Annotated in this window: 21 protein-coding genes and 1 pseudogene; 6 read left to right on the forward strand and 16 right to left on the reverse strand. The window is 64.9% G+C overall.

Translation table 11 applies throughout. From position 1 onward, the window contains the following. Positions 1-107 precede the first annotated feature (107 nt). The gene (nikR, locus tag ACVWYP_RS04930; protein ID WP_038382678.1) at positions 108-551 is read left to right on the forward strand and encodes a nickel-responsive transcriptional regulator NikR; all 444 of its coding nucleotides are present in this window, start codon (positions 108-110) and stop codon (positions 549-551) included. 113 nt (positions 552-664) lie between these two features. Here the strand turns inward: nikR and ACVWYP_RS04935 are convergent, their stop codons facing one another. Together ACVWYP_RS04935 and ACVWYP_RS04940 are read right to left on the reverse strand one after the other, a co-directional pair. Beyond that, a complete protein-coding gene (locus ACVWYP_RS04935; protein ID WP_304497946.1) occupies positions 665-1,612 on the reverse strand; it encodes a hydroxymethylglutaryl-CoA lyase in 948 nt (315 codons plus the stop codon). A gap of 7 nt (positions 1,613-1,619) precedes the next feature. Continuing rightward, complete coding sequence (locus tag ACVWYP_RS04940) at positions 1,620-2,789, reverse strand: CaiB/BaiF CoA transferase family protein (protein WP_304497947.1); 1,170 nt, start codon at positions 2,787-2,789, stop codon at positions 1,620-1,622. A 171-nt stretch (positions 2,790-2,960) separates the two neighbouring features. Between ACVWYP_RS04940 and ACVWYP_RS04945 the strand changes: the two genes are divergently transcribed. The 3 genes from ACVWYP_RS04945 to ACVWYP_RS04955 all read left to right on the forward strand — a co-directional run bounded on the left by ACVWYP_RS04945 (position 2,961) and on the right by ACVWYP_RS04955 (position 6,509). Continuing rightward, positions 2,961-3,884 (forward strand): LysR family transcriptional regulator, encoded by a 924-nt coding sequence (locus tag ACVWYP_RS04945; RefSeq protein WP_016840003.1) that lies wholly within the window; start codon positions 2,961-2,963, stop codon positions 3,882-3,884. 254 nt (positions 3,885-4,138) lie between these two features. Next, positions 4,139-5,551 carry an MFS transporter gene (locus tag ACVWYP_RS04950; protein WP_304497948.1) on the forward strand — a complete coding sequence of 471 codons (1,413 nt, stop codon included), beginning with the start codon at positions 4,139-4,141 and terminating at the stop codon, positions 5,549-5,551. Positions 5,552-5,756: 205 nt separating this feature from the next. Further along, positions 5,757-6,509, forward strand: a complete 753-nt coding sequence (locus ACVWYP_RS04955) for a sulfate transporter family protein (protein WP_304497949.1) — start codon at positions 5,757-5,759, stop codon at positions 6,507-6,509. Between the two features lie 41 nt (positions 6,510-6,550). On the opposite strand, the pseudogene ACVWYP_RS04960 reads toward ACVWYP_RS04955, so the two are convergent. The 6 genes and pseudogenes from ACVWYP_RS04960 to nth form a co-directional block, all read right to left on the reverse strand. After that, positions 6,551-8,070 (reverse strand): annotated as a pseudogene (locus ACVWYP_RS04960) (DHA2 family efflux MFS transporter permease subunit); the annotation flags it as partial. Continuing rightward, positions 8,067-8,579, reverse strand: a complete 513-nt coding sequence (locus tag ACVWYP_RS04965) for an isoprenylcysteine carboxyl methyltransferase family protein (protein ID WP_304497951.1) — start codon at positions 8,577-8,579, stop codon at positions 8,067-8,069. The pseudogene ACVWYP_RS04960 and the gene ACVWYP_RS04965, both read right to left, overlap by 4 nt. After that, entirely contained in the window at positions 8,576-9,628 is a 1,053-nt protein-coding gene (locus tag ACVWYP_RS04970) for a type III polyketide synthase (protein WP_304500437.1), read from the reverse strand. Before ACVWYP_RS04970 ends, ACVWYP_RS04965 begins: the two co-directional genes overlap by 4 nt. A 140-nt stretch (positions 9,629-9,768) precedes the next feature. After that, the gene (locus tag ACVWYP_RS04975; protein WP_304497952.1) at positions 9,769-11,397 is read right to left on the reverse strand and encodes an MFS transporter; all 1,629 of its coding nucleotides are present in this window, start codon (positions 11,395-11,397) and stop codon (positions 9,769-9,771) included. After that, on the reverse strand, positions 11,384-12,517 hold the full coding sequence (locus ACVWYP_RS04980) for an HlyD family secretion protein (RefSeq protein ID WP_304497953.1): 1,134 nt from the start codon (positions 12,515-12,517) through the stop codon (positions 11,384-11,386). Before ACVWYP_RS04980 ends, ACVWYP_RS04975 begins: the two co-directional genes overlap by 14 nt. Before the next feature lie 66 nt (positions 12,518-12,583). Continuing rightward, positions 12,584-13,369: an endonuclease III gene (gene nth, locus ACVWYP_RS04985; RefSeq protein WP_304497954.1), complete on the reverse strand. Its 786-nt coding sequence runs from the start codon at positions 13,367-13,369 to the stop codon at positions 12,584-12,586. A 22-nt stretch (positions 13,370-13,391) separates the two neighbouring features. Between nth and ACVWYP_RS04990 the strand changes: the two genes are divergently transcribed. Next, the gene (locus ACVWYP_RS04990) at positions 13,392-13,952 is read left to right on the forward strand and encodes a DUF2244 domain-containing protein (protein WP_304497955.1); all 561 of its coding nucleotides are present in this window, start codon (positions 13,392-13,394) and stop codon (positions 13,950-13,952) included. 108 nt (positions 13,953-14,060) lie between these two features. Further along, positions 14,061-14,957, forward strand: coding sequence for a methylated-DNA--[protein]-cysteine S-methyltransferase (locus ACVWYP_RS04995; RefSeq protein WP_028341752.1), 897 nt, complete (start codon positions 14,061-14,063; stop codon positions 14,955-14,957). Positions 14,958-15,112: 155 nt separating this feature from the next. Here ACVWYP_RS04995 and ACVWYP_RS05000 read toward each other — a convergent pair whose 3' ends face one another. From ACVWYP_RS05000 to dnaK, 8 genes are all read right to left on the reverse strand, one after another. Beyond that, positions 15,113-15,742 carry a 2,3-bisphosphoglycerate-dependent phosphoglycerate mutase gene (locus tag ACVWYP_RS05000; protein WP_304497956.1) on the reverse strand — a complete coding sequence of 210 codons (630 nt, stop codon included), beginning with the start codon at positions 15,740-15,742 and terminating at the stop codon, positions 15,113-15,115. A 47-nt stretch (positions 15,743-15,789) separates the two neighbouring features. Beyond that, complete coding sequence (gene dapB / locus ACVWYP_RS05005) at positions 15,790-16,602, reverse strand: 4-hydroxy-tetrahydrodipicolinate reductase (protein ID WP_304497957.1); 813 nt, start codon at positions 16,600-16,602, stop codon at positions 15,790-15,792. A gap of 65 nt (positions 16,603-16,667) precedes the next feature. Next, positions 16,668-16,970, reverse strand: coding sequence for a DUF1330 domain-containing protein (locus tag ACVWYP_RS05010; protein WP_028335765.1), 303 nt, complete (start codon positions 16,968-16,970; stop codon positions 16,668-16,670). Between the two features lie 21 nt (positions 16,971-16,991). Next, positions 16,992-17,702, reverse strand: a complete 711-nt coding sequence (gene pyrF, locus ACVWYP_RS05015) for an orotidine-5'-phosphate decarboxylase (protein WP_304497958.1) — start codon at positions 17,700-17,702, stop codon at positions 16,992-16,994. A gap of 6 nt (positions 17,703-17,708) precedes the next feature. Further along, a complete protein-coding gene (locus ACVWYP_RS05020; protein ID WP_038382696.1) occupies positions 17,709-18,287 on the reverse strand; it encodes an NADPH-dependent FMN reductase in 579 nt (192 codons plus the stop codon). A gap of 50 nt (positions 18,288-18,337) precedes the next feature. Continuing rightward, positions 18,338-18,940, reverse strand: coding sequence for a class I SAM-dependent methyltransferase (locus ACVWYP_RS05025; RefSeq protein ID WP_028341757.1), 603 nt, complete (start codon positions 18,938-18,940; stop codon positions 18,338-18,340). Between the two features lie 99 nt (positions 18,941-19,039). Continuing rightward, on the reverse strand, positions 19,040-20,167 hold the full coding sequence (gene dnaJ, locus ACVWYP_RS05030; RefSeq protein ID WP_028341758.1) for a molecular chaperone DnaJ: 1,128 nt from the start codon (positions 20,165-20,167) through the stop codon (positions 19,040-19,042). 170 nt (positions 20,168-20,337) lie between these two features. Then, complete coding sequence (dnaK, locus tag ACVWYP_RS05035; protein ID WP_026192053.1) at positions 20,338-22,239, reverse strand: molecular chaperone DnaK; 1,902 nt, start codon at positions 22,237-22,239, stop codon at positions 20,338-20,340. Positions 22,240-22,542: the final 303 nt, after the last annotated feature.

A 22,542-nucleotide genomic window follows, 5' to 3' on the forward strand; every position in this document is an offset into this window, starting at 1 on the left:
GACCGCACCAGTCCAACCAACCCCGGCAACGCGACGCTAGCAAGCGCGGTATGACGTTACAATATAAATGTCATACTGCCAGGCAGTCGAGCCACCACGGATAATCCATGCAACGCATCACCATCACCATCGAGGATGATCTGCTCGCGGAGATCGACGCCGCCGCCGAGGCGCGCGGCTATCAGAACCGCTCCGAGATCATCCGCGATCTCGCACGCGCCGGGTTGCAGCAGAGCGCGGAGAACGCGCCGTCAGGGCAGTGCGTCGCCGCGCTGGTCTATGTCTACGACCACGCCGCGCGCGATTTGTCGAAGCGGCTGGTGCAGAATTTCCACGGCCATCACGACCTGTCGCTGGCGACGCTGCACGTCCATCTCGACGACGACAGCTGCATGGAGGTGACGGCCCTGAAGGGTGCCAGCAGCGAGGTCCGGCATCTCGCCGATCACGTCATCGCCGAACGCGGCGTGCGTTACGGCCGCGTCGTGATGATCCCGACCGCCCCGGACAAGAAGCCGCGCAAGCGCGGGCATGGGCACAGGCATGATTGAGAGCGTGTCGTTTTCGTAGCCCGGATGGAGCGCAGCGCAATCCGGGGCCTCGCACCCGCGGACAGGGCTTCCCGGATTTCGCTTCGCTCCATCCGGGCTACGCAATGAATACGCTACGCCGCCCTCGCCTTGGTGCCGCGGGGCAGGCCGGCGCGGGCGAGGCCGCCATAGAGCGCCTCGTTCGGCATCGCGGATTTCAGGATCGCGCGCACCTCGACCAGGCGATCGAGATCGATACCGGTCGGAAATCCCTTGCTCTCGCAGAGGAAGACGAGGTCCTCGAACACGACATTGCCGGTGGCGCCCGGCGCGAACGGGCAGCCGCCGAGGCCGCCGAGCGAGCCGTCGAGCACGCGGGCGCCCTCGTCGAGCGCGGCGGAGGCATTCGCGATGCCCATGCCGCGGGTGTCGTGCAGATGCACGCAGACCGGCTTGGAGCCTGCGATCTTCACCGCGCCCCGCGTCAGCTCGCCGACCTGCTTCGGCCCGGCATAGCCGACCGTATCCGCAATCGCGACCATGTCGACGCCGACCTCATAGAGCTTCTCGGTGAGGCGCAGCACCTCCTTCGGATCGACGGGACCGACGATCGAGCAGCCCAGCCCCATCGAGATCGCGGCATTGACCAGCGGCTTGTGCGCGCTGGCATCGCGCAGCTCGCAGAGCCGCTTGATGTTCTCGATCGCAGACTCGCGCGAGCGGTTGGCGTTGGCCTGGCTGTGCTCCTCGGTCGCCGACACCACCGAGGCGATCTCGGCGACGCCGGAGGCCAGCGCCTCGTTGACGCCGCGCTCGTTCAGCGCCAGCGCGACGCCGTGCGCGCCGGGCAGCGCGGCAATGGTGGCGACCACGTCGCGGACATCGACGAACTGCGGGAAGGTCTTGGCCGGCAGGAACGAGCCGACCTCGAAATGCCGGACGCCGGCGGCGTATTCGTCGCGCACCCAGCGTGCTTTCGCCGCGGTGGACGGGAACGTTTTCACGAGCTGCAGGCCGTCGCGCAGGCCGACCTCGCGCAGGGTTACCTTGTCGTTGGGATAGACATCGTGGACGCGGGTCATGTCAGCCTCACGCAGCGTTTCCGGTTGATGAAATTGTCTGTTGTGCGAGCTCGGCGCACACCGCTTCGGTATCGGCGCCCAGCACCGGCACTTTCAGGCCTTCGCCGATATTGCGGCCGTTCCATTCGAGCGGCAGCGCGGGGACGCGGAACGGCTTGCCGTCGGCGTTCACGTTGTTGACCAGCCCGCCGGGACGCAGCACATGCGGATCCCCGAGCAGATCCTCCGGCCGATTGATCGGCGAGAAGCAGATGTTGAGCGCATCGAGCCTCGCCGACAAGTCGGCCACGTTCCAGCCTTTGATCACCGCGGCAACGCGCGGAATGATCCGGTCGCGCGCCATGATGCGGTCCGTGGTCGAGCGCAGCGTCGGATCGTCGGCGAACTCCGTGAGGCCGAACTCGCGGCAGAAGCTCTGCCAATGACCTTCGGTGACGACACCGATGAAGATGCGATCGCCGCCGGCGGCATCGAAGATGTCGTAGATCGGCCAGGCATGCTCGCGCTCCGGCATCGAGCGCGGTTTGCGCCCGGTCATCTCGTACTCGACCATGTGCTGGGCGACCAGGAACAGGCAGTTCTCGAACAGGCCGATGCGGATGTCGGCGCCATCAGCCTTGCCGCCACGCTTCTGATAGAGCGCGGCGAGGATCGAGATCACCCCGAACATGCCGCCCATGATGTCGTTGGCGGAGGAGCCGACGCGCTGCGGCTTGTCGCGCGTGCCGGTCATCGCCGCGAGCCCGGACATCATCTGCACGACCTCGTCGAGCGCCGGCCGATGATCGTAGGGACCGGACAGAAAGCCCTTGTGGCCGGCGATGATCAGCTGCGGATATTTTTGGCGAAGCTCCTCGGCGCCGAGCCCCTGCTTGTCGAGCTGGCCGTCGCGAAAATTCTCCAGGAACACGTCGGCGCTGGCGAGCAGCCGGTGCATGGTGTCGCGGTCCTCGGGCTTGGCGAAGTCGAGCACGACGCTGCGCTTGCCGCGGTTGAACAGCGGAAAGAACGAGACCCCCATGCCGCCGAGCGAACGGGTCTTGTCGCCGGCGGGCGGTTCGACCTTGATCACCTCGGCGCCGAGTTGCGCCAGGATCATGCCGCAGGTCGGCCCCATCACCATGTGGGTCATCTCGACGACCCTCACGCCTTCCAGCGGCAATCCGCTCCCGGTCATCGGTTTCTCCGTGCTCGTTGCGCTCTTGTTCTGACGCGTTTTCTCCATGCGAACCGGTACCCGTTTCGCTCGAAAACGCTTTGTGATCGGCGCAGGTTAGGCTTCCGCACGCTATCTGAAAAATATAATCTGTCGAATAGTGTATTCGTGGTTCTAGAACGCTGAACCCTCATGGATTCGCGCCAACTTCGCTATTTCATCGCGGTTTACGAGCAGCGCAACCTGTCGCGGGCGGCGGATCAGGCCAACGTCGCGCAATCCGCGCTCAGCCACCACATCGCCAATCTCGAGGCGGAATTCGCCACGCCGCTGTTCGAGCGCAAGCCGCGCGGCATGGAACCGACCGCGGCGGGCGAGCGGCTCTATGAACATGCCCGCATCATCCTGCGCGCGATGGCGGCGGCCGAGCGCGAGATCAAGGAAGGCGCCAGCGTGATCGCCGGCGACATCTCGATCGGCATGGCCAATTCCGGGATGAAGGCGATCGGCGTGCCGCTGATGCGGACCGTGCTGACGAAATATCCGAACCTGAAGCTGTCGCTGACCGAGAGTCTCTCCGGCGCGACGCTGCTGCATCTGCTGAGCTCCGAGGTCGACCTCGCGCTGGTCTACAATCCGCCGTCGGAAAAGGACCTGATCGCCGAGCCGGTGCTGGAGGAACAGATGTTCTGCGTCGGCACCGAGAAGCTGATCGGCAAGAAAACGCCAATCACCTTCGAGGAGGTGACGCGGCTGCCCCTGATCCTGTTGCGGTACGGACTATCGGCGCGCGCACTGCTGGATGATCCCGTGCTGCTGAAGCGGCTCGAGGCCAATGCGATCATGCACCTCAACTCGACCAGCGGCATGATCGGCGCGCTGACCGCGGGCTTGGGCTGCACGATTGCGACCACCCATTTCGTCAGCGAGCCGTTGAAGGCACGATCGCTGGTCGCGCGCGAAGTCATCGAACCAAAGCTGACCCGCACGCTCTATCTTTGCCGCTTGCGCAACCGCCCGATGACCTACGTCATGGAGGAGATGTGCCGCCTGATCCGCGCCCTGATCGCAGACCAGGTGGGCCGCGGCGCCTGGGAGGCGACGCTCCTGATCTGAATGCATGACTCAGTGGTTGCACAACAGGTTCAGTGTCGTCCCTGCCTAGTGCGCAATTGCGCACGGGAGCAGGGACGACAATTGAACAAGCCGTTTGACAGGTGAATCAAAGCAACCCTTCCCCCTGAGTTCGAAAATATCGAACGTTTCCTTCGATATGTTCGTCTGGATTTCTGGCTTCCGGCTGCCAAACATGCGCGACCGGCACGCCTTCGCAAGAAAGGCGGCCGTTGCACCATTCGGGGAGGACCATCATGAGCGCCGTCGAACTCGGCTCGGTCGCCGATCTCGCCAACACGACAAGCGGACCCGACGAGATTTCGCGACGGCTCGAGGCGCTGCCCACCTCCGGCCTTGTCTGGCGGCTGGTGATCCTGCTCTCGCTCGGCGGCTGCTTCGAAATCTACGACCTGTTCTTCACCGGCTATATCGCGCCGGGCCTTGCCCGCAGCGGGTTGATGACCACGACGACGCAGGCCTTCTTCGGCTTCTCCGGCATCGGCGCCTTCGTCGCGGCGACCTTTGCAGGCCTGTTCATCGGCACCTTCTGCCTCGGCTTCCTCGCCGATCGCTTCGGGCGCAAGGCGGTCTTCACCTGGTCGCTGCTGTTCTACAGCGCTGCATCGGTGATCATGGCGTGCCAGACCACACCCGGCGGCCTGCTGCTGTGGCGCTTCATCGCCGGGATCGGGATCGGCATCGAGGTCATCACCATCGACGCCTATATCACCGAACTGGTGCCGAGCTGGATGCGCGGCCGGGCGTTTGCGATCAACCAGGCGGTGATGCTGTCGGCGGTGCCTGTTGTCGCCGCGCTGTCGTGGTGGCTGGTGCCGCTCTCGCCTTACGGCATCGACGGCTGGCGCTGGGTGGTGCTGATCGGCGCCGCCGCCAGCATGATCATCTGGGTGTTGCGGCTCTACGTTCCGGAAAGCCCGCTCTGGCTGGCCCGCCATGGCCGCGCCGCCGAGGCCGAGAGGATCATGCGGACGCTCGAGGCCGCAGCGCCGACGGCTGCGCCGCGTCCTGCTCCCGCGGTCGCAACCGCACCAGTTCGTGCGCCGGTCGAGACCGGCTATGCCGACCTGTTCAGGCCGCCCTACGTCTCGCTGGTCGTGCTGTTCATGATCTTCAATCTCTGCCAGGCGTTCGGCGTCTACGGCTTCTCCAACTGGGTGCCGGCGCTGCTGGTGCAGAAGGGCATCAACGTCACCAAGAGCCTGCAATATTCGTTCATCATCGCCTTCGCCTATCCGCTCGCGCCGCTCCTGGCCGCAACCTTCGCCGACCGCTTCGAGCGCAAATGGATCATCTGCGGCGCGGCTGCCGCGATCTCGGTGTTCGGCCTCGCCTTCTCGCAGCTCACCGAGCCGGTGCTGCTGATCGCCAGCGGCGTGCTGGTGACGGGGGCCAACATGACGCTGTCCTACGCCTATCATGCCTACCAGACCGAGGTGTTCCCGACCGCGATCCGGGCGCGCGCCGCGGGTCTCGTCTATTCGATGAGCCGGCTCAGCGCGACTTTCTCCGGCTTCATCGTGGCGTTCATGCTGAAGGAGGCCGGCGTCGGCGGGGTATTCGGCCTGATCACCGCGGCGATGGTCATCGTGATCATTGCTATCGGTGTCTGGGGGCCGAACGTCCGCGACAGGCCGCTCGACGCCTAAAGCATGATCCGGAAAAGTGCGAAGCGGTTTTCCGAAAAGATCATGCGCAAACAAGGAGCTAAAGCGCGATGGCAATTCAACCTAATCTCATCGCGCTTTAGAGCCTTTCGCTCGAAAACGCTCGCACCGCGGCACAAACGGCACTTGCCGAAGCCATATTGGGTGTCTACCTCTCGCGGGTCATTTGTGCAGAGGTAACCCAGTCATGTTAGCCGCCGCCGTCAAGGCGCTTTCGCAAATCCTGTCGCCGCCGATGCGCTCGATCCTGTGGCGCTCGATCGGGCTTGCGCTGGTGCTGATCACCGTGCTGGCGATCGGGCTGCAGCGGCTGCTGAGCTGGTTTGCCGACACCGGCGAGGTCTGGGCCGAAGGCATGCTCGGCCCCAACTTCCATTCCACGCTGCACGTGCTGTCCTGGATCGTCTCGATCTCGGCGGGCCTTGGCGTCGTGCTCGGCGGCATCTTCCTGATGCCCGCGATCACCTCGCTGGTGGCGAGCCTGTTTGTCGACGACGTCGCCGAGCATGTCGAGCGCGAGCATTATCCGGCCGACCATCCCGGCACGGCGCTGCCGGTCACGCTCGCGACGATCGAGGGCGTCAAGACCGCGCTGCTGACGATCCTAGTCTACCTCGTCGCGCTGCCGTTCGTGCTGTTCGCGGGCGCAGGCTTCATCATCTTCTTCGTCGCGACGGCCTGGCTGCTCGGCCGCGAATATTTCGAGCTTGCGGCGATGCGGTTCCGCTCGCCTGATGACGCCAAGGCGATGCGCAAGGAGAACGCGGCGACGGTCTTTACCGCGGGCCTGTTCATCGCCGCCTTCGTCTCGATCCCGATCGTCAATCTGGCGACGCCGCTGTTCGGCATGGCCTTCATGGTGCACATGTACAAGCGGCTGTCGGGCCCGCGGCGCGAGCTGATCGAGCCGGCGCGGCGAACCAATGTGTCCTCGGTCTAGGTGGTATCCGGCACCGGCAGCGATGCCGATACCCGATCGCTTGCGAATGGCACGAGCAGCAGTCCGACGATCGCCACGCAGGCGAGCATCGCCCATGCCTCGTTGACGGTGAGTGCGAGCGACGCCCGTTCGACCAACGGCCGGATGAACGCCACCGTCGCGTCGTCCGGCAGACCCGGCGGACGGTCGATCAGCAACTTCGGATCGAGCCCGATCGCCTGCGCCGCGGTGACATCCCCTGCCAGCAGGCGCACGCGGAAATCCTCGCCATAGATTGGGCTTCGCCCGTAGAGGATGGTATCGATCAGGGCGATCCCGATCGCGCCGCCCAGATTACGCATCAGGTTGAACAGTCCGCTGGCGTCGGCAATGTCCGCCTCCGGAAGGGCACCCAGCGCAATGCGCGTCGGTGGCAGCAGGCAGAACATGATCGCGACGCCGCGCACGACCTGCGGCCAAAACATCTCGCCAAAATCCGCCGTGCGCGGTTGAAAGGCGCTCCAGCCGAGGCCAAGCGCGAACAAGGCGAAGCCCGCGCCGGTCAACCGCCGCGCGCCGACGCGGCTTTCGAGGACCGCCGCAAGCGGCGCCGCGACGAGCTGCGCAACTCCCGTGACCAGCATGATGGTGCCGATCTCGAAGGCGTCATGGCGGCGGACGAAACCGAGGAAGACCGGCATCAGATAGGTCGATCCATACAGGCCAATGCCGAGGCAAAAGCTCAGTGCGCAACCGATCGCGAACGGACGCCGCTTGAAAAGCGTCAATTGCGCGATCGGATAGGCCGCGCGGAGCGTGCGCCGGATCAGCAGCGCCATCCCGGCAATGCTTCCGATCAGCAGGCCGAGGCAAGGCATCGCGGCCCAACCGCGTTGCGGCGCTTCCTTCAGACCAATCATGAAGCTTGCGAGCGTCGCTGCGAGCAGGACTAGCGACCATTTATCCAGCCTGGAGAACGCGCGAAGCTGCACGCCTTCCTTCGGAAGCAGCAAGGGCGTGACCGAGGCTGCCACCGTTCCGGGAATCACATTGATCAGGAACAGCCAAGGCCACGACCAGGTCTGCGTGATCCAGCCGCCGACGACAGGTCCAACGGTCGGCGCGAGCACCGCGACGACGCCGCCGATCGTGGTGGCCACCGCATGAAGCCGCGCCGGGAACAGCGTGAACACGGCGGAGAACACTGCGGGATCAGGACGCCGCCGGAAAATCCCTGCAGCACGCGAAATGCCAGCAGCGCGGCAAAGCCGTCGCTGAGGGCGCAGCCGACCGACGCGACGGTGAACAGGCTCACGGCAAGCGCGAACAGCCATCGCAACGACAGCGCATGCGTGAACAGGCCGGTCAGTGGGATCGCGATCACTTCTGCGATCAGATAGGCGGTCTGGATCCAGCTCATCGCCGCCGGCGAGATCGCAAGCGCGCGCTGGATCGTCGGCAACGAAGTTGCGACGACCTGGATGTCGAGAATCGCCATGAACATGCCGAAGCACATCAGGAGGAAGCCGGCCCAGGTCGCAGCTGATGGGCTGTCGGTTCGGTGATCCGCCCCCTTGCTCATGATGTGCTTGTGCGTGGCCAGTCGGAAACGGAGAGCGCGCGGTTCTCGACCCGAATCCGGAGCGCAAGCACCGCGAGATTGAGGAGGGTGAAGATCAGCGCCAATCGCGGCAGGTGCAGCGCGAGGGGTAGCAGCGCGATTTCACCAACCACGACGGCGTAGTTTGGATGCGGGAAATATCGGTACGGCCCGGATGCGACCAGCGGCGCGCCCGGCAGCACGACGATCCGCGTGGTCCATCGCGGCCCGAGCGCGGCGAGGATCCACAGCCGCAAGCCTTGCAGCAGCAGAAAACCCGCCAGCGCGGCCAGATTGACGTCCTGGTCGCGGCCCCAGATCCACAGCGCGGTCAGCCAGCCGGCGTGAACCAGGACAATGAGCGGGTAGTGACTGGCGCCGACCTCGACCGCGCCTCGTGCGAGAAGCCGCTCCGTGTTGCGACGTGACAGCACAAGCTCGCCGAGACGCTGCAGCGTGACCAGAGCGAGGATGACCGCCGCGAAGCTCACGCCGCGTGCCTGAGCGCAACGCAGCTGAGCGTGAAGCCCGGCCCGAGCGCCGTGAGCAGCGAGCGCGGCGGCAATCCCTTGGCGCAGGCGCGTTCGAGAACAAAGAGAACCGTCGGGCCTGACATGTTGCCGCAAGCCGCGATGACGTCGCGCTCGTGATCGAGCGTGCCCTGATCGAGCGCGAGTGCCCGCTCAAGCGCGGCGATGACCTTGGCGCCGCCGGGATGGCAGAGGAAGCGGTCGACGTCATCGGCCGTCAGCTGCATCCGCGCGAGGATTTCGGCGACGGCCTGCCCAAGATGGTCGCGGACGAAATCCGGAATGGTTCGCTGAAAGACCACGCCGAATCCTTCCGGATCGACCGTCCAGCCCATGATGTCGAGCGTATCCGGCCACAGCTTTTCACCCGTCGCCTCGATCCGCGTCGCACCACCATCCCCGGCACGCAGCACGATCGCGGCCGCGCCATCGCCGAACAGGCTGGCCGCAACGATATTTGCCTTGGTGAGCTCGTCGTGCCGGACCGCGAGCGTGCAGAGTTCGAGCGCAACCAGCAGCACATTCGCTCCCGGCCGCGCTTCGGCCAGCCGCGCCGCGATCGACAGGCCGGACACGCCGCCCGCGCAGCCCAGGCCGAACACCGGCACGCGCGACACATCCGTCCGCAGACCGAGCTTGCCGGCGACGCGCGCCTCCAGCGACGGCGTGGCTATACCCGTCGAGCACACCGTGACCACGATATCGATGTCCCTGCCGGTCAGGTCGGCGCGCGCAATCGCCTTGCGGGCCGCGTCGACGTACAACGTCTCCGCGCCCTCGAGGAACGCCAGCGTTCGCTCCGGCCAGCCGCGCCGTTCGAGATACCATTCGATCGGCTTGACGCCGTAGCGATGCTGGATGCCGGTGTTGGCGAACAGGCTGGCGAGCGTCTCGAATTCGGCATAGCGGTCCGCGAGGAGATTACGCGCGGCTTGCAGGACCTGTCCCTGATGGAATAGATGCGGTGGAACCGCCGTCGCCAGGGAAACAAGCGCGGCCGTCTGCTTTATCTCGATCATCGTGGCTCCATTTCCCCCGCTCTTGGAACCGCGCGATGAGCAAAATATTTCAACACGCCTGCGACATAGCGCGAGCGCCGCATTCACTATTAATTGACCCGGCGGCGATATCCGCGCTGCCTCTTCGCAAATCAGGAAGCGGCGGCGCCCAGCCTGCGCATCACGCTCTTCACGAAGCCAAGCGGTGCCGGCGACAGCGGGCCAGCCGGCGCGCGCGTGATGAAGGCGACCAGGACCAACGCCAGGATCGCGAGCCAGAAGCACAGCCAGAAGCCGTCGATATAGGCGAGCGTGTTGGCCTCGCGCTGCACCAGCGCCGCCAGCGTGCCGACGGCGCGCCCCGTCGCGGTCCCGATGCCGTGGCCGGAAAATTCACCTGCCAGCCGCTTGAGCAGGTTCACGACGTCGATATTGCCGTTCTGCACATGCTGTCCGAGATAATTCGAATGGATCTGCTCGCGGACCCGCAGCCACGTCCCCATCAGCGCGACGCCGATCTCGGCGCCGCCAAGGCGCATGATCTGGATATAGGCCGCGAACGCCGTCGCCCGCGACGGATCGGAATTCGACAGCGCCATGATGATGATCGGCAGCAGCGTGAACGCCTGCCCGATCGACGTGAGCAGGACGATGCCGACAAAATCCTCGCGCGCCCAGACATGGCTCAGCTGCGTGCCCCAGAGATTGGCGGCCGCGAATGCCGAGAAGCCGAGCACCACGACGATGCGCGGATCGAGGTGGCGCAGCAGCAAAATCGAGATCGGCACCAGCACGAACATCGGCAGCGCGCCGTAGGTGAACAGCAGCACGCCCGACTGCTCCGGCCGCAGCGCGCCGACGGTGCCGAGGAAGTTCGGCACCAGCGACGAATTCGACAGGCTGGTCAGCGTGTACAGCAGGATGACGATCAGCGAGAGCCCGATGTTGCGCGAGAACAGCACGTTGAAATGCGCCCAGGGCCGACGCGCCACCATTTCGTTGATCATGAAGGCGACGATCAACAACCCACCACCGATCAGAAGCGCCATCACCGTGCCCGACGACAGCCAGTCCAGCCGGTTGCCCTGATCGAGCCCGGCATAGACCATCGACACCCCGGCGCCGAGCAGCAGCATGCCGCCCCAATCCGCATGGTGCAGCAGGTCGCGATTAACCGGCTCGTTCGGCGTACCGAGATAGACCATCAAGCCCATCAGCGGCGCGATCACCACGCCCTGCCAATACAGCCACTGCCAGCCGAGATGCTCGACATAGAAGCCGACCAGCGAGCTCGACGAGTCGAGCGCGAAGCCGACGCGAATCGAGTACATCGCGATCGCCGGCAGCCACCATCGGATCGGCAAATTGCGCAGGATGATCATCAGCGTCGCCGGCACGAAGGTGCCGAGCAGCATGCCGTGGGCGATGCTGAGGGTGATCAGCGTCGTGTAGTCGCGCACGAACGGGATGGTCAGCGAGACCACCGCATAGACCAGGCTCGGAATGCCGAGCACACGGCGCAGGCCGAACACGGTGGCAAGCCAGGCCACCGCAGGCGCGACGAAGATCTGCGAGCCGATGGCAGCCGTCGAGAGCCAGGCGCCCTCGTCGAAGCTGAGCGAGAACGCACCGCGCAAATCGGGCAGGCCGACAGAGGTCAGGCGGCTGTCGAAATTCGCCAGGAACGCGCCGAGCAGCACGGCGACGACCGCGAACAGCGGATAGCGCGCGACGTCGCCGCGCGAGACCGGACCGCTGTGTCGGTCGTCACTTTCCGCCATTGGCGACCGCCTCGCCGGTGTCGATCCACGTGACGACCGACATGCCCGGCAGCAGGCGCTCGAGCAATGGCTGGCCCTTGTCGAACTGGATCCGCACCGGGATGCGCTGCACCACCTTGGTGAAATTGCCGGTGGCGTTATCGGGCGGCAGCAGCGCGAATTGCGATCCGCTCGCCGGCGCGATGCGCTCGACGACGCCGCGCAGCTTCTCGCCCGCGAACGTATCCACGGTGACTTCGACCGGCTGGCCCGGCTTGACGTTGGTCAGCTGGGTTTCCTTGTAGTTGGCGATCACATAGACGTTGGGCAGCGGCACGACGTTGATCAGATTGGCGCCGATGTTGACGTAGTCGCCCGGCTGGACCTGGCGCTCGCCGGTGACGCCGTCGAACGGCGCGACGATCTTGGTGTAGCCAAGCTTGAGCTTGGCCGATGCCAGCAGCGCCTTGGCGGCGTCGAGATCGGCGGCGCGCTGCTTCTTGGTGCCTTGCAGGACCTCGAGCTGATGGCGCTGCGCTGCGATGACAGCGCGGCTGGCGCGCACGTCGGCCTCCGCCTTGGCGTAGGATGCGGTCGCCTGCTCGAGCCGCTGCCGCGTGCCGGCGTCGGTTTGCGACAACGACTGCTGACGGTCTTCCTCCTGACGTGCCAGAGTCTGCTGCGCCTCCGCGGACAACCGTGCAGCCTCGGCCTGCGCGATGGTCGCATATTGCAGCTCGACCTGGTTGTTGAGGTTGTCGAGCACGGCCTGGGCACCGACCACGCCGGCCTCGGCCTGCGCCACCTGCGCCTGATAATCGGCTGGATCGATCTGCACCAGGAGATCGCCGGCCTTGACGCGCTGGAAATCGGAGACGGCGACGGTGAGCACCTCGCCGGACACGCGGCTGGAGAGCTGGGTCAATTCGGCGCGCACATAGGCATCATTGGTGGTCTGGATCGTGGCGCTGCCGACCCAGGCATCCCAGCGACTGGTCGCCACCGCGACGAACACCAGTGCGATGAGCACGGCAAACAGCGGAATCGCGAAACGGCTCCAGAAGCCGCTTGCTACTGATTGCGGCTTGGCAGGCGCCGTCTGGCTGGCGGGCGACGGACCATCTTGAACCTGCTCGGCCACACCAAACTCCTCAAGCACGCGCCCAAACGCCGGACGAACCTATTAGCACATGATGACGAACATGCCTCAGACGGTCTTCTCCGGCCACCGGCAGAGATCATTGATCAGACACACGTCGCAACGTGGACCGCGGGCGAGGCAGGTGTAGCGGCCATGCAGGATCAGCCAGTGATGGGCGTGCAGCATGAACTCGGTCGGGATCACCTTCTCCAATCCCAGCTCGACCTCGAGCGGCGTCTTGCCGGGCGCGAGACCGGTGCGGTTGCCGACGCGAAACACATGGGTGTCGACCGCCATCGTGTGCTCGCCGAATGCCATGTTGAGCACGACATTCGCGGTCTTGCGGCCGGCGCCGGGCAGCGATTCGATCTCGGCGCGCGTGCGTGGCACCTCGCCGCCGAACTCGGCGATCAGCTTCTGCGAGAGCGCGATGACGTTCTTCGCCTTGTTGCGATAGAGCCCGATGGTCTTGATGTAGTCGCGCACCCTGTCTTCGCCGAGCTCAAGCATCTTCTCCGGCGTGTCGGCGACCGCGAACAGCGCCCGCGTCGCCCTGTTGACGCCGGCGTCGGTCGCCTGCGCCGACAGCACCACCGCAACCAGCAGCGTGTAGGGGTTGAGGTGCTCGAGTTCGCCCTTGGGCTCGGGATTGGCTTTGCGGAACCGGTCGAAAGCCTCGTAGACCTCCTCCGATGTCCATGGCTTCGGCTTTACGGTTCGCTTGGCGGCCTTCTTGGCCGGCTTCTTTGCCCCGCGTTTGGGCAGCAGCCTTGCCGCTTTTGCGGCTTTCTTCTTCGGTGCGGAGCGAACGCTCGACGTGCTGGCGCGTTGAGAGCGAATGATTTTGGCCATGAACCGGATATACTGATACGTCATGACCGCAGGCAACGACTTTGATCCGGGCGAAGACCTCAGGGCCGATGACCTCGCGGCTGATGCCGCGGAGACTGAGCCCAAACTGTTCTCGGCATTGCTGACGCCGCACCGCTCGCTCAATCGCACCGGCTTTATCGTGCTGATGTCGTTCGTCACCGCGGTCAGCTTCATCGCCGGCGCGGTGTTCTGGTGGCTCGGCGCCTGGCCGATCTTCGGCTTCTTCTGCCTCGACGCGCTGGTGATCTATTGGGCATTCAAGGTCAATTTCCGCACCGCCAAGGCGAGCGAGGAAATCACCGTCACGCCGTCGGAACTGCGGGTGCGCAGGATCAGCCATCGCGGCCATGTGGTGGAATGGGTGCTCAATCCGCTCTGGGTGCGGTTCGAACAGATCTCGCACGAGGAGTTCGGCATCGAGCGGCTCTATCTGGTCTCCCGGGGCCGCCGGGTCAGCGTTGGCAGCTTCCTGGGTCCGGACGAAAAGGCTAGTTTCTCCAAGGCCTTGACGGCGGCACTCAACGCCGCGAAACGCGGCCCGACCTACAACCCCATCCGCTAGGTCTTATTTGAGCATGATCTTTTCGGAAAACCGGTCTCCACTTTTCCGGATCATGCTTTGTCAGAAATCGGGTGGTTTGGACGCGCCATGGCTCCTAAATCAGACACCATGATGACACTCGCCATACACGATCAGCGCCTGGCCAAGCCGGGCCTCCAGAGCGCCGCGCTGCGCGACTATGACTCGGTTCGGCGCGCCATCGCGTTCATCTCGGAGCACTGGCGCACGCAGCCGACCATCGAAGCGATGGCCGATGCCGCCGCCGTCACGCCGGATGAACTGCACCATCTGTTCCGCCGCTGGGCGGGGCTGACGCCGAAGGCCTTCATGCAGGCGCTGACCCTGGACCACGCCAAGAACCTCTTGCGCGATTCCGCCAGCGTGCTCGATGCGGCACTCGACTCCGGCCTGTCAGGGCCGGGACGGCTGCACGACCTGTTCGTCACGCATGAGGCGATGTCGCCGGGCGAATGGAAGACCGGCGGCGGCGGCATGACGCTGCGCTACGGCTTCCACCCCTCGCCGTTCGGCACCGCGATCGTGATCGCAACGGATCGCGGGCTTGCGGGGCTTGCCTTCGCCGATCACGGCGACGAGCAGACCGCATTCGCCGACATGAAGCGGCGCTGGCCGAACGCGACCTATGTCGAGGACACCAACGGCACCACCGCATTGGCGCAGCGCGTGTTCGATACAAGATTGTGGCGGGCGGACCAGCCGCTGCGCGTCGTCTTGATCGGCACCGATTTCGAGGTGCGGGTGTGGGAGACGCTGCTCAAGGTCCCGATGGGCCGCGCGGTCAGCTATTCCGACATCGCCTGCAAGATCAACAGCCCGAAGGCCTCGCGCGCGGTCGGCGCCGCGGTCGGCCGCAATCCGGTGTCGTTCGTGGTGCCGTGCCATCGCGCACTCGGCAAGAGCGGCGCGCTGACCGGCTATCACTGGGGCATCACCCGCAAGCAGGCGATGCTGGGCTGGGAAGCCGGCCAGGTCGGATTGCACTGATCGCCGCGAATGAAACCTACGGTCTCTCACCGTTACCTTGAGGTGCGAGCGGAGCGAGCCTCGAAGGGTCGACGGCCCGGCTGGTGGCCGTGCATCCTTCGAGACGCGCGCAAGGGCGCGCTCCTCAGGATGACGGGACGAGCGAATTGATTGCTTCAGCCTACCCCCGCCAGATCGACCTTTGACGCAACGGTGGAATCGGCGTTGAGCCGATAGACCACCGGCGCGCCGGTCGCGAGCTCGCGCTTGAGGATCTGCTCCGGCGTCAGCTTCTCCAGCACCATGATCAGCGCGCGCAGCGAATTGCCGTGGGCGGCGATCAGCGTGCGCTGGCCGCGCAGCACGCCGGGCAGGATCTCCTGCACGTAATAGGGCAGCGTGCGCGCCAGCGTATCCTTCAGGCTTTCGCCGCCGGGCGGTGGCACGTCGTAGGAACGGCGCCAGATCAGGACCTGGTCCTCGCCCCATTTCTTGCGGGCGTCGTCCTTGTTGAGGCCGGAGAGATCGCCGTAGTCGCGTTCGTTGAGCGCGAGATTCTTCGTGGTCGGCAATCCGGTCTGGCCGATCTGCTCCAGCATCAGCTTCAACGTGTGCTGCGCGCGGGTGAGATCGGAGGTGAACGCGACATCAAACGACAGGCCCTGCGCCTTCAGCTTGCGGCCGGCCTCGTTGGCTTCGTTGACGCCTTGCTCGGTGAGATCGGGGTCCTTCCACCCGGTGAAGAGGTTCTTCAGATTCCAGTCGCTCTGACCGTGACGAACGAGCACAAGAAGACGATCACTCATTTCAGATTCCGTTTTCGCTTAGCTGGATTTCATTCCGTCGAGCGGCGTCAGTCGCCCAACCCGAGGACGTCGGCCATCGAATACATGCCGGGCTTCTTGCCATGCGCCCACAGCGCCGCCTTCAGCGCGCCCTGCGCGAACAGCGCGCGATCTTCTGCGTGGTGCGAGAGCGTGATGCGCTCGGAGGGGCCGGCAAAGATCACGCTGTGATCGCCGGCCGCGGTGCCGCCGCGCAACGAGGCAAAGCCGATATCGCCCGCGCGCCGCGCGCCGGTGAGACCATCGCGACCGCGCGCCGAATGCTGATCGAGCGCGATCTTGCGTCCCGCGGCCGCGGCTTCACCGAGCATCAAGGCGGTGCCCGACGGGGCATCGATCTTGGACTTGTGGTGCATCTCGAGAATTTCGATATCAAAGCTCTGGTCGAGCGATTGCGCGACGCGCTTGACGAGCGCGGCGAGCAGATTGACACCGAGGCTCATATTGCCGGATTTCACCACGATGGCGCGGTTGGTCACGCTGCGGATCACCGCATCGTCGGACGGCGACATCCCGGTGGTGCCGATGACGTGAACGAGGCCGCGCTCGGCCGCGATCGCGACATTGGCGATGGTCGCGGCCGGCACCGTGAAATCCAGGATGCCGTCGGCGCCCGCCGACATCGACCACAGATCGGCCGACAGCTTGACGTCATTGGCGGGGAGGCCGGCGAGCACGCCGGCGTCCTTGCCGAGCAGCTCCGAGCCCGGCGCTTCCAGCGCACCGACCAGCACCGCCCCCGGGGTCTCGGAAATCACCCGCGTCAGCGTGCGGCCCATCCGGCCGCCGGCTCCCGCAACAATCAGACGCATGTCAGCCATGGCTCACCTCTCCACGCGATATAGCGAGCCAAGGCTGTTCCGGCAACCGAACCGGCCACCCGCGATCAGGGCTGCGGGCCGTCATAGCCCTCGATGATGATGAGGTCGGCGATCGAATGCGGCTGCCGCACCTTGATGTTGGCCTGGTATTCCGGGGAGTTGTAGCAGGCCATCGCGGTTGCGTAGTCGGGGAATTCGATCACGACATTGCGGGAGCGGCTCTCTCCCTCGACGCAGTTGAGCTGGCCGCCGCGCACCACGTAACGGCCGCCGAACTTCTTGAAGATCGCAAGGTTGGCCACCGCGTACGGCTTGTAGCCCTCGTCATTATGAACGTCGACGCGTCCAATCCAGTATCCCTTCGCCATCTCTGTTCTCCCTCTTGTTGTTCAGGCGAGCGCCTGGGCGATTTCGGCGTGAATGGCTTCGGCTGAAGCCTTCGGATCGGCGGCTTCCATCACCGGACGTCCGACCACCAGATAGTCGGCGCCGGCGGCGATGGCGCGGGCCGGCGTCATGATGCGCTTCTGGTCGCCGGTCGCCGAGCCCGCGGGGCGGATGCCCGGCGTCACCAGGTTCATCTGATCGCCGACGATCTTGCGCAAGGCGGCCGCCTCCTCGGGCGAGCTGACGAGGCCGTCGACGCCAAGCGCCTGCGCCTGTTTGGCGCGCGCTTCGACGAGATCGGAGACGTTGAGGCGATAGCCCGCCGCATGCAGGTCGGTGTCGTCGTAGGAGGTCAGCACCGTCACCGCGAGGATCTTCAGGCCGGAGCCGGCGCGGGCCTCGACCGCTGCCTTCATGGTCTGCGGGTAGGCATGCACGGTGAGAAAGGTCGCGCCGAGCTCGGCGACGCTTTCGACCCCGCGCGCGACGGTGTTGCCGATGTCGTGCAGTTTCAGATCGAGGAAGACCTTCTTGCCGCTGCCTGCAAGCTGTTTTGCCAGCGCGAGGCCGCCGGCATAACCGAGCTGATAGCCGATCTTGTAGAAGGTGACGGCATCGCCGAGCCGGTCGATCATCGCCTCGGCGCTGGCGACGGACGGCAGATCGAGCGCCACGATCAACCGGTCTCTTGGAGCGATCCTGGTTGGCTGCATGTCACCTCACATCATGCGTTGGGAATGGTCGATCAGCTGCCGCACCAGCGCCCGCATCGCATCGATGTCGGCCTGGTGCTTCAGATGATCCATATCGTCGTAGGCCTGCTCGGCGAATGACAGCGCGAGCTGGTTCGGGATCACGGTGGCGTGGCACGCCGTCAGGATCAGGCGCAGCGCAGCCAGCGCGCGCGTGCCGCCGAGCCGGTTGCCGGATGCGGCTGAAATCGCGAACGCGCGGCCGTGGAACACTTGACCTCGCACCTCATGCGGATCCTGCACGCGGCTCACCCAGTCGATCGTGTTCTTCACCAGCGCCGGCACCGAGGAATTGTATTCCGGCGTCACGATCAGCACGCCATGATGGGCGCCGATCATGCGCTTCAGATTCACGGCATGCTGCGGCACGCCGGATTTCGCCTGCAGGTCGCCGTCATAGATCGGCAGCGGAAAATCGCCGAGCGAGATGCGGGTGACGTCGGCGCCGGATTGCGCCAGTTCGTACGCCAGCACGGCGGCCAGCTTCGCATTGAGCGAGCCTGACCGAAGCGATCCGGGGATCACGAGGATTTTCAGCGCGGACATCTTGAAATCGCAGGTATTGGGCGCAGGCCCGGCGCGACGGCGCTGGGTGGTCAGCCCTTGCGATACACCCAGACCCGCGCGGGCGGAAGGTTCATCCAGATCCGCTCGGAGGCCTCTGTGGACACGCCCGGCAGCGACTTCGGAATCGGAGGCACCACCGAATAGGTGAACTGAATGAACGGCGCGCCGGGCGCGAGCGCCAGGAAGGCGTCACGGACCAGCCTCAGGCGGGTCAGCATCGGCTTGGTGACGAGCGGCAGGCCGGAGACCACCGCCGAGGCGGGAGATTTCAGCACCTCCCACACAGTATCGCGCAGCGTGTAGGCATCCCCCTGGACGACCCTGGCCTGCGGATAGCGTTCGCGCAGCAACGCGCAGAAGCCGGGATTGTATTCGACCAGGACGAGACGCTTTTGATCGACGCCGTGCTCGATCAGCGCGTTGGTGATCGCCCCGGTGCCGGGCCCAAGTTCGATGACCGGCCCTTCGGCGTCACGATCGACATATTGCGCCATGGTGCGGGCGAGCAGCCGTCCGGACGGCATCACCGCGCCCATATGCAGCGGCTTCTCCATCCATGAACGGAGAAATCGAACCTCGTCGTCGAGACGGAGGGGCTTCTTCGACGCACGCACGGACGATTGCAAAGGCATGTCGCTACCAGGCGGGGACCGCACAATCGAGCGGTTGTCAGAAAACAGTCACAAAGACGTATAGGTCGAAGTCGTTACGGTCAAGCATAACGACTGCGGCTAGACGGAGCGATTGCCAAAGAAGTCCTTGACCTTAGAGAAGAAACCCGCTGCCTCCGGCTGGGTTGCGCCGGACGAGAGTTTTTCGAACTCCATCAGCAGTTCTTGCTGCTTCTTGGTCAGATTTTGCGGCGTTTCGACCACGACCTGCACATACATGTCGCCGGTCTGGCGCGAACGGAGCACCGGCATACCCTTTGATGCGATGCGGAATCGCCGGCTGGACTGGGTGCCGGCCGGCACCTTCACCTTGGTCTTGCCCTTGTCGATGGTCGGCACCTCGAACTCGCCGCCGAGCGCCGCGGTCACCATCGAGATCGGCACGCGGCAGTGCAGGTCGGCGCCGTCGCGCTGGAAGAACTGGTGCGTGGTCAGCGACAGGAAGATGTAGAGGTCGCCGGGCGGTCCGCCGCGGACACCGGCCTCGCCTTCGCCGGCGAGACGAATCCGGGTGCCGTCCTCGACGCCCGGGGGAATGTTGACCGACAGCGTGCGGTCGCGCGTCACCCGGCCGGAACCGGCGCAGGAGGTGCAGGCGTCCTCGATCATCTGGCCGCGGCCCTGACAGCCGGGACAGGTCCGCTCCAACGTGAAGAAGCCCTGGGCCTGCCTGATACGGCCGGCGCCGCCGCAATGCGAGCAGGTCTTCGGCTTGGTGCCGGCCTTGGCGCCGGTGCCCGAGCAGGATTCGCAGGTGACCGAGACCGGGATCTCGATCTGCGCGGTCTTGCCCTGGAAGGCTTCCTCGAGCGTGATCTCCATGTTGTAGCGCAGGTCGGCGCCGCGCTCGCGGCCGCCGCCGCGGCGCTGCCCGGCCATGCCGAACAGGTCTTCGAAAATGTCGGAGAAGGATGAGGCGAAGCCGGCGCCGAAGCCGGGACCGCCGCCGCCCATGCCCTGCTCGAACGCGGCATGGCCGAAGCGGTCGTAGGCGGCGCGCTTGTCGCCGTCCTTCAGCACCTCATAGGCTTCGTTGATTTCCTTGAACCGGACTTCGCTGGTGGCGTCGCCCGGATTCTTGTCCGGATGCCATTTCATCGCGAGCTTGCGGAAAGCCGATTTCAGCTTGGTCTCGTCCGCGTTCCGCTCAACCTCGAGGGTCTCGTAATAGCAGCGCTTGGTGGACATCCTTCAATTCCGTCCGAAGTTCATCGCGATCGCCGAAACTTGCGCTCAGGATCGCGTCAAGGATTGCGCCTGTCTGGAAGATGCAGCGATCGCCCTAAAGAAAAATGACCCCCACTCCTCCGAGACGCGGCGCGTGCTCATTGGTGTGAGGGTCATGATCGCAAATCCGCTTAAGCAGACTTCTTGCTGTTCTTGTCGTCATCGACCTCGGTGAACTCCGCGTCGACAACGTCATCCTTGGCAGCGTCCTTGGCCGCATCGGCCTCGGCCTGCTGCTTGTACATGGCCTCGCCGAGCTTCATCGAAGCCTGCGCCAGCGTGTTGGTCTTGGCCTTGATCGCCTCGGCGTCGTCGCCCTTCAGCGCTTCCTTGAGGTCGCTGACGGCGTCTTCGATCGCGCGGCGCTCGGTGTCGGCGATCTTCGAACCGTGTTCGGCCAGAGCCTTCTCGGTCGAGTGAACCAGACCGTCGGCATGGTTCTTGGCGTCGACAGCCTCGCGGCGCTTCTTGTCCTCGGCGGCGTTGACCTCGGCGTCCTTGACCATCTTGTCGATGTCGGCCTCGGACAGACCGCCGGATGCCTGGATCCGGATCTGCTGTTCCTTGCCGGTCGCCTTGTCCTTGGCCGACACGTTGACGATGCCGTTGGCGTCGATGTCGAAGGTCACCTCGATCTGCGGCATGCCGCGCGGAGCCGGCGGAATGCCCATCAGGTCGAACTGGCCGAGCATCTTGTTGTCGGCCGCCATTTCACGCTCGCCCTGGAAGACGCGGATGGTGACGGCGCCCTGATTGTCTTCGGCGGTCGAGAACACCTGGCTCTTCTTGGTCGGGATCGTGGTGTTGCGGTCTATGATGCGGGTGAACACGCCGCCCAGCGTCTCGATGCCCAGCGACAGCGGGGTCACGTCGAGCAGCAGCACGTCCTTGACGTCGCCCTGCAGCACGCCGGCCTGGATCGCAGCGCCGATCGCGACGACCTCGTCGGGATTGACACCCTTGTGCGGCTCCTTGCCGAAGAACTGCTTCACGACTTCCTGGATCTTCGGCATGCGGGTCATGCCGCCGACCAGCACCACTTCGCCGATCTCGCCGGCGGTCAGGCCGGCATCCTTCAGCGCCTTGCGGCACGGCTCGATGGTCTTCTCGACGAGGTCGGCCACCAGCGCCTCGAACTTGGCGCGGGTCAGCTTCATCGTCAGATGCTTCGGACCGGTCTGGTCAGCCGTGATGAACGGCAGGTTGATTTCGGTCTGCGTGGTCGACGACAGCTCGATCTTGGCCTTCTCCGCAGCCTCCTTCAGGCGCTGCAAGGCAAGCTTGTCGTTGCGCAGGTTGATGCCCTGCTCCTTCTGGAATTCGTCGGCGAGATAGCCGACCAGGCGCATGTCGAAATCTTCACCGCCGAGGAAGGTGTCGCCGTTGGTCGACTTCACCTCGAACACGCCGTCGCCGATCTCGAGGATCGAGACGTCGAAGGTGCCGCCGCCGAGGTCGTACACGGCGATCGTGCCGGACTTCGACTTGTCGAGACCGTAGGCGAGCGCGGCAGCCGTCGGCTCGTTGATGATGCGCAGCACTTCGAGGCCGGCGATCTTGCCGGCGTCCTTGGTGGCCTGACGCTGCGCGTCGTTGAAATAGGCAGGAACCGTGATGACAGCCTGCTCGACCTTCTGGCCGAGATGCGCCTCAGCGGTCTCCTTCATCTTCTGCAGGATGAAGGCCGAGACCTGCGAGGGCGAATAGGTCTTGCCATCGGCTTCGACCCAGGCGTCGCCGTTCGATGCCTTGACGATCTTGTAGGGAACGAGCTTCTTGTCCTTCTCGACCATCGGGTCGTCATAGCGGCGGCCAATGAGGCGCTTCACCGCAAAGAACGTACGCTCGGGATTGGTCACCGCCTGGCGCTTCGCCGGCTGGCCGACGAGGCGCTCGCCATCGTCAGTGAAGGCAACGATCGACGGCGTCGTCCGCATGCCCTCGGCATTCTCGATCACCTTGGCGTTCTTGCCATCCATTACGGCGACGCACGAATTCGTGGTGCCGAGGTCGATCCCAATGACCTTACCCATGGTTTTCATATCCTCTTTGCTACGGCAGGTTGGTTGGGCCCTGACGGCGCTCCGTACCGAACCCCCAGACGTTCACATACTCGCGATATTGCGACGGTGAGCCTGATATAGGAGAGAGGGTCCTGCCCGCAAGGACTGGACGCAACGTTGAGGCCTGAAAAGACTGACGTTTGAAAGATTGTGTCAGCCCGACTGCGGCGCCGGTTCAAGCCCGATCCAAGTTAACAAATCGGCAATGATGCGGCCCGCCGTCGACCGCGAACATCCGCTACACGACGTCGGCGCTGTTGAGTGAACACTCAC

Source organism: Bradyrhizobium sp. USDA 3262 (assembly GCF_054060035.1).